The organism is Protofrankia sp. CiP1_Cm_nod2, assembly GCF_920664355.1.
In the GTDB taxonomy this organism is placed as follows: Bacteria; Actinomycetota; Actinomycetes; order Frankiales; family Frankiaceae; genus Protofrankia.
The window spans coordinates 8,545-15,867 of record NZ_CAKKTL010000125.1; the positions used below are offsets into that span (position 1 = coordinate 8,545).

Here is a 7,323-nt window from a genome sequence, read left to right on the forward strand (position 1 = left end):
ATCATCGACGGGTAGCACGCCCAAGCGGCCCCCCACCCAGCTGTCGCCTGACGGTCCGCGACGGCGACATCATCCCGGCCGCCTAGCGGCTGCATCCCGAAACGGGACAGGCGTCGTGCTGGCCGGGTCTCGAGTCGCGTTGGTGTTGGTGATCGGCGCCTGCTAGGCGTCGGTGAGTTCGCGGGCCTGGGTGCCGACCTCGCGGATCATCCGCTCCCAGTCGGGAGTCGCGCCGCCGGCCACGTGGATCGCGGTGCGCGTGGCGGTGAGGGACTTGTGCAGAGCCTCTTCGAGGGAGTCAGCATCGACGATCATTGTGACGTCGATGCGGCCGGTGCTGAGAGTCGCGCCAAGGTCGGGGTCGGTGACGTTGTGCAGGTTATACAGAGTGTCAGCAAGGAGATCAGTGAGGCGTCAAGACCGTCGAGCGGGCCACTGGCCTTGAGCTCGATCATGGTGTAGTACGTCACGACATGTCCTCCTTCCAGGATGTCCGGCTCTTCAGATACCCGCGGAGGTTCTTCCCGTAGTTGGGGTCGGACAGGGTGAGGTGCACGAACTTCTTGTGAAGCTCACCACAGGTGCAGAACATCTTGAAGTAGCCCTTGCCCCTGTCAACCTTCCAGCCCTGCTTCTCCGCGCTCCGTAGAACGGCCTCCAGCTCCTTGATCGGGTGCCGTGGCCTGAGCATCCCTCAGCCTCCGCTCGAACTTACCCACGTCGCCGGTCGGACACAGTGTTTCGCGGCTAATTACACAAGTGCAATTCGCCATGCGTGGTCTTTTCGTGGCCATACGCGAGGTCCTGATGTGTTGAGACGGTTGGATTCCGCCTCTCAGGGCGGTCGTGGGGTCGTTCACCGGGCATGGCGCCTTCCATCGCGGCGTAGACGCGGCGTCCCGACAGTTGGATGACCCCCGCTCGCGGGTCAGCGGCGGTCAGCGGTCGGTGCCGGCGGCCCAGTCCTCGGCGAAGGTTTCTGTCTGGGCGATGACGAGGTCGATCGCCTCCCGGGCCGCGTCCGGGGGGTAGCCGTGCCGGGCGAGCAGGCGTTTGATGATGGTGCGCATCCGCGCCCGGACGTCCTCGCGGATCGTCCAGTCGATGGTCACCGACTTCCTGACCTGGACGACGAGGTCGCGCGCGATCGCGGCGAGCTTGTCGTCCCCCAGCTCCCTGACGGCGGAGGCGTTCTGCGCGACGGCATCGTAGAACGCGAGCTCGTCGGTGGACAGCGGTGGTGTGAAGCGTCGGCCGCGGTCACCCTCGGTGTTCACCTCCCTGGCCATCTCCGCCAGTTTGGTGAGGATCTCGGCGGCGGTCAGGTGCTGGTTGCGGTAGGCGTTCATCAGCTCGACGAGCCGGTCGGAGAAGCTGCGCCGGCGGACGATGTTGTGCCGCGTGACCTGACGCATGGTCTGTTCGACGGCCCGCCGCAGCGCCTCGATCGCGAGGTTCGGGGTCTTCGACGCCCGCAGCCGCTCCAGGTATGCCTCGTCCAGGTGGGAGAGGTCGGGGGGCCGGGAGATCCCGGCCGCCTCGTAGAGGTCGGTGACGCCGCCGGCCTCGATCGTCGCGGCGGTGAGCTGGCGCAGCAGGATCTCGACCTCGTCGGGGACGGGCAGGCCGGCGGCCCGCCGCTCCTCGGCGTCCAGTTTGGCCATCGACACCCGGACGGCGTGGAAGAACGCGATGTCGGGGCGCAGGTCGTCCAGCTCGTCCCGGACGGCGCACAGCGCGTAGGCCCGTTCGAGGCGGGCGGCGGCGTCGCGGAACCGGGCTGCGCGCGGGAGCTGGCCGTCCCGTGCCGTGTTCCCCGGCCGGGCCGGGTCGTGCAGGTACTCGATGGTGCCGTACAGGGCGTCCTTGTAGGCCGTCCGGGTGCCGGCGGCGAGCGCCGCCCGCCAGTCGTGGTCGGTGAGGATCCTGACGATGACGTCGTGCAGGTCACGGACCTTGCCGATCATCTCGCCGATGTCGCGGCCGAGGGGCTGCTGCGCCTGATCGGTGGAGGTGTACTCGGCGAGCGCCGCACGCAGCCGGTCGGCCACCGGGGCGTAGGCGACGAGCAGGCCGTCCCGCTTGTTGCGGTGGGTGCGGTTGACCCGGGCGATGGCCTGCATGAGCGCGGCGCCGCGCATCGGCCTGTCGAGGTACATCGTGTGCAGTGGCGGCGCGTCGAACCCGGTGAGCAGCATCGACTGCACGATGACCAGTTCGAGCGGGTCGTCGGCGTCACGCACCCGGGACTGGATCACCTTGTTCTGGGACGGCCGCCGGACGTGCTTGAAGATCTCGCCCTTGTCGTCGGTATTCCCCGTGTAGACGACCTTGATCTTCCCGCGGTCGACGGCGTCGTCGTGCCAGCCGGGGCGCAGCTCGACGATCTCCCGGTACAGGTCCGCGCAGATCTGCCGGGTGGCGCAGACGATCATCCCTTTGCCGGGGCCGTCGATGAACGGGCGCATCCGGTCGGAGCGCGCCTCCCAGTGTTTGACGATGTCGCTCGCCAGGGTCCGGACCCGGGCCGGCGCGCCGTAGAGCGCGTTCATCGCGGCGACGCTGCGGCGCACCCGCTCCTGCTCCGCCTCGTCCAGCCCGGCGGTGATCTCGTCGGCCCGGGTGTCGATCGTCTCGGGGTCGACGCCCGGCGGCAGTTCGAGCGGGATGAGCCGGCTTTCGTGGTAGACGCGGACGGTCGCCCCGTCCTCGACGGCCCGGGTGAGGTCGTAGGTGTCGATGTAGTCGCCGAACACCTTGCGGGTGTCGCGGTCCACCTCCGACAGGGGGGTGCCGGTGAACGCGAGGAACGTCGCCTTCGGTAACGCCTCGCGCAGCCGGAGGGCGAACCCGTCGAGATTGTCGTAGTGGCTGCGATGCGCCTCGTCCACGATCACGATGATGTTCAGCCGGTTGGAGAGCAGCGGGTGCGCCGACTTCGCCTCCCGCTCCTCCTTCGTCAGGCCGAACTTCTGCAGGGTGGTGAACAGAATGCCGCCGGTCGTGCGGCTCGACAGCTCCGTGCGGAGCGTTTCGCGGCTGTCGATCCGCACGGGTTTGCTCGGCAGCAGCAGGCTGGCATTGAACACCCCGTGGAGCTGGTCGTCGAGGTCGATCCGGTCGGTGAGCACCAGGATCGTCGGGTTCGCCAGCCGCGGGTCGACGCTGGCCTGGTAGGCGTAGAGCTCCATCTCCATCGACTTGCCGGAGCCCTGGGTGTGCCAGACGACACCAGCCTTCCCGTCGCCGCGGATCGCCTCGACGGTCTTCTCCACCGCCCGGCTGACGGCGAAGTACTGGTGCGCCTTCGCGATCCGCTTCCGCAGGCCCGAGCCGCCCACACTGGCGAACGTGACATAGCCGCGCAGCAGCTCGAGGAACCGGCGCTGGTCGAACAGGCCGTGCAGCAGCACGCTCTGCGCGTCGTCGTAGCGGACGTCGTCAACGTCGCGCGGCTGCCCGCCGGGGTTTCCCTCCCGGCGTACCGGCTGGCCTTTCTCGTCGACGTTCCACGGCGCGAAATGGTTGAACGGGGTGAACGGGGTGCCATAGCGGGCGGTCACCCCGTCGGCGACGGCAAACAGCACGGTGGCCCGGAACGCCAGCGGCCATTCGGCCACGTAGTTCATCAGCTTCTGGTGCGCGACCCGCAGGTCGCCCTTTTCGGCGCCGGCGTTCTTCAGCTCGACGACGGCGACCGGCAGGCCGTTGAGGTACAGGACGAGATCACAGCGGATGCCGTTACGGTTACGGTCGTCGATCCGCACCTGGCTGGCGACGACATAGTCGTTCACCTCCGGATCGCGGAAATCGATCAGCCAGATGGTCGGGGTGTGCTCGGCACCATATTCGTCGACTACGGTGACGGAACGCATCCCGCGCGCCATGAACTCGTGCAGCCGATGGTTCTCCGCGATCGCGTCCCGGGATTCGGACGCGAGCACCACGCCGACGGCATCGTCGACAGCGCTGGCCGGCAGATCCGGATTGATCTGACTGATCGCGTCCCGCAGCCGCTCGACAAGAATCGGCTCAGCCCAGTCCTTCCGCTCCCCACTACCCGGCCCGAGCTGGGCACCCTTCACCGGCTGCCACCCAAGCTCCCCGAGCGTGTCAACGGCCGCCTGCTCCCAGTCAGCCTCGCTCCAGCCCCCCCGACCCGAGCTCACGTCACATCCTCCACAACCTTCTCCGCATCCCGCACCCGAATCTCCCCCGACATCAACTTCGGCAACAAAGCGTCCCGCAGTTCCGCGAGCGTGATGGATTCCCTCAGCGCGGCCTCACCGCGAGCTTCCAGGACTTCCAATCCGGCACCAATACTCTCGCATTTCTCGGGCGCCGGCACAGCGAGCACGAGATCACTCAACTTCGCCCTACCGAGTTCCGTCTGGCCGGTACTTCCCTCACCCATGGACTCGATCTCGGGCTGAGCTGCCAGTATGGCGAACGCACCACACATCGGATTCATTCGATCCGACGAGAAACGGACTATGGTGACATGCGAGTCGACCGTGGCCGGGATGTCCCCGGCCCATCTTGCCACCCGACCCAGCGTGCCGGCACCTGTGGAGTTGACCAGCACATCGTTCATCTTCAGATATTTACCGGACTGGACATTTCCTGATTCCGTCCTTCGAGCAGGATCGAGGCCCACCCGGCCCGCACGAATGCACTTCTGGTTGAGCACAACGAGGGCATCGTCGTCCTCGGTATAGCGCGGTGCCACGCCGCGCGTCAACGTCTCGACCAAGTCACCGAGCCGGATCTTACGACCGCCCGACCCCTGGACCACGTCAGCAAACCGGGCTTCACCGAGCTGCCGGGACGTAGCAGCGACACGCTCGTTGACAGCAATCTTGTCGTCCAGCACCCCGAGCACCGTAGCAACCTCGCGCTGCCCAGATGGACTCGGCACCCGAATAGGAACTCTACGAATATAGTTCCTATTTAACATCGGCTGAACGCTACCAGAATCAAAGCCAGTCAAGTCCAGTGTCAGAAACAGATAGTACACGAATCGTGGATCGTTACCACAAAAATCATCTACATACAAAGTTGTATTTAGAGGCCAGTAATCGCAATCCACAAAGGAGGGAGAGCCAAGATTGGCAGCCCGGCCAACCGTAACTCCCGGCCCCGGGGCAATAGCCGTATCATGGTAACCAACTATCCCACCGCTACCAACTACAGGAACGCAGCCTTGTGTTCTCTCTCGTGCCGGAAGGTCGTGCCCTCGCCGGAGTGAGACGAACTCCCCGAGGCTCACCTTGTGCCAGTCAGACATCGAGGCGCTCCAGTTGGGTGCGGACTTCTTTTTCCAGGCGGGCGGATTCCTCGAAGTGGGTGAAGAGTTCCTTGGTGAGGCGGGCGATCTTGTCGGCTATTGGTTCGTCGTTGGAGGTGTCGAGTTCGGCGGCTCCCACGTAGCGGCCCGGGGTGAGGACATGGTCGTGGGTGCGGATCTCCTCCGTCGTCGCCGAGTAGCAGAAGCCGGGGACGTTCTCGTACTTCAGGTTCTTCTCGCGGGCCGACTGCGTCCCCCGCCAGGCGTGGTAGGTGCCGGCGATCTTCGCGAGGTCGTCGTCGGTGAGGACGCGCTCGGTGCGGTCAATCATCGTGCCCATGTTCCGGGCGTCGATGAACAGGGTCTCGCCACGGCGTTCGGCGAGCCGGCGGGCACCCATCGGGCCCTTGTCCTTGGCGAAGAACCACAGGCAGGCGGGGATCTGGGTGGTGCGGAACAACTGCGGCGGCAGCGCGATCATGCAGGCGACCAGGTCGGCCTCGACGAGCGCGGCGCGGATCTCGCCCTCGCCGGACTGCTTCGACGACATCGAACCGTTCGCCATCACCACCCCGGCGCTCCCCCGGGAGCCCAGCTTGGCGATGATGTGCTGCATCCAGGCGAAGTTCGCGTTGCCGGCCGGCGGGGTGCCGTAGCGCCAGCGCTGGTCGTCGACGGTGCGCGCCCAGTCGGACATGTTGAACGGCGGGTTCGCCAGGATGAAGTCGGCCCGCAGGTCCGGGTGCCGGTCGTTGTGGAACGTGTCGTCCCACCGGGAGCTCAGGTCGCCGGTGATGCCGTGGATGGCGAGGTTCATCTTCGCCAGCCGCCAGGTCCGCTCGTTCGACTCCTGCCCGTAGACGGCGATGTCGTCCTTGCGCGTGAGCCCGCGGTGCTCGGCGACGAACTTCTCCGCCTGGACGAACATGCCGCCCGACCCGCAGCACGGGTCGTACACCCGGCCGGAGTACGGCTCCAGCACCTCGACGAGCAGCTTCACCACGCTCGCCGGGGTGTAGAACTCACCGCCGCGCTTGCCCTCGGCACGGGCGAACTTCTCCAGGAAGTACTCGTACACCTCCCCCAGCACGTCCCGGGCCGACCGGGTCACCGCCTCCGCCGGGACGCCCGGCGCGGGTTCGGCGAACAGCGCGCCGTCCTCCCCCGGCGGGGGTGACGCCGACGGCGGGGCCGTCGTCCGGTGGCCGGTGAACCGGGCGTCGCCGAGCAGGTCGACGAGTTCGCCGAGGCGGCGCTGGTCGACGCTCTCGCTGTTGAAGATCCGTGGGAGGACGCCGGTGAGCGGCGGGTTCTTCTTCATCACCGCGTCCATCGCGGCGTTGAGCAGCTCGCCGATCCCGGCGCTCTTCGCGTTCGCCGCGATGAACTCCCACCGGGCCTGCTCCGGAACCCAGAAGACCCCGTGCCCGGAGTACTCGTCGGGGTCGTCGAGGAAATCCTCGACCCGCGATAGCGCGATCCCGTCGGCGAGCACGTCCTGGCGGATCTGTTCGCGCCGCTCGACGAATGCGTCCGAGACATACTTGAGGAAGATCAGGCCGAGGACGAAGTCCTTGTACTGGGCGGCGTCCATGGAGCCGCGCAGCTTGTCGGCCGCCTTCCACAGCGTCTCGCGCAACTCGGCCATGGTCGGCGGCCCGGCCGGAGCGGACTTCTTCCGCGGGGGCATATGTCTCCTCGGTGCTTCTCGATATCTCGATGTTCCGCTGCCGCGACGGCTCGGCTGCTCGGCTGCTCGGTGGCTCGGCTGCTCGGTGGCTCGGTGGTCGTCAGGGCCGGCGGGTCAGGGGCGCTGGCCGTCCGGGGCGGCGATCAGGGTCAGTGTGCCGTCCGCCAGCCCACCGATGGTGGTCCGGGCCAGCTCGTCCAGCATGCCGAGCTCGCACAGTAGATGAGCCCGGCGGGCGTCGGCGCGGGCGAGCAGGGCGTCGAGCCGGCGCACGACCGGCTCGGGCAGCGCGGCGACACACAGGTCCTCCAGCCGGCGTGGCGCGCGGACCGCCCCGGACGCGCGG

6 protein-coding genes and 1 pseudogene are annotated in these 7,323 nt (G+C 67.2%); all 7 read right to left on the minus strand.

Annotated features, from left to right (window positions below; genetic code table 11):
- Nucleotides 1-162 precede the first annotated feature (162 nt).
- Nucleotides 163-315, minus strand: coding sequence for a hypothetical protein (locus NBW84_RS14755; protein WP_250285312.1), 153 nt, complete (start codon nt 313-315; stop codon nt 163-165).
- Between the two features lie 151 nt (nt 316-466).
- Nucleotides 467-691, minus strand: coding sequence for a hypothetical protein (locus NBW84_RS14760; RefSeq protein ID WP_250285313.1), 225 nt, complete (start codon nt 689-691; stop codon nt 467-469).
- Between the two features lie 247 nt (nt 692-938).
- Nucleotides 939-4,169 carry a type I restriction endonuclease subunit R gene (locus NBW84_RS14765; RefSeq protein ID WP_250285315.1) on the minus strand — a complete coding sequence of 1,077 codons (3,231 nt, stop codon included), beginning with the start codon at nt 4,167-4,169 and terminating at the stop codon, nt 939-941.
- Nucleotides 4,166-4,882, minus strand: a complete 717-nt coding sequence (locus NBW84_RS14770; protein WP_250285320.1) for a restriction endonuclease subunit S — start codon at nt 4,880-4,882, stop codon at nt 4,166-4,168. Before NBW84_RS14770 ends, NBW84_RS14765 begins: the two co-directional genes overlap by 4 nt.
- Nucleotides 4,883-4,900: 18 nt before the next feature.
- Nucleotides 4,901-5,287: pseudogene (locus NBW84_RS14775) on the minus strand (restriction endonuclease subunit S); the annotation flags it as partial.
- Nucleotides 5,280-6,977, minus strand: coding sequence for a class I SAM-dependent DNA methyltransferase (locus NBW84_RS14780; protein WP_250285317.1), 1,698 nt, complete (start codon nt 6,975-6,977; stop codon nt 5,280-5,282). The pseudogene NBW84_RS14775 and the gene NBW84_RS14780, both read right to left, overlap by 8 nt.
- Before the next feature lie 114 nt (nt 6,978-7,091).
- Nucleotides 7,092-7,323: hypothetical protein (locus NBW84_RS14785; RefSeq protein ID WP_250285318.1), on the minus strand; the 232-nt coding region annotated here is incomplete at its 5' end.

Coding starts and splice junctions, on each gene's coding strand:
- NBW84_RS14755 (WP_250285312.1), bottom strand. CDS start 315: ATGATCGTCGATGCTGACTCCCTCGAAGAGGCTCTGCACAAGTCCCTC.
- NBW84_RS14760 (WP_250285313.1), bottom strand. CDS start 691: ATGCTCAGGCCACGGCACCCGATCAAGGAGCTGGAGGCCGTTCTACGG.
- NBW84_RS14780 (WP_250285317.1), bottom strand. CDS start 6,977: ATGCCCCCGCGGAAGAAGTCCGCTCCGGCCGGGCCGCCGACCATGGCC.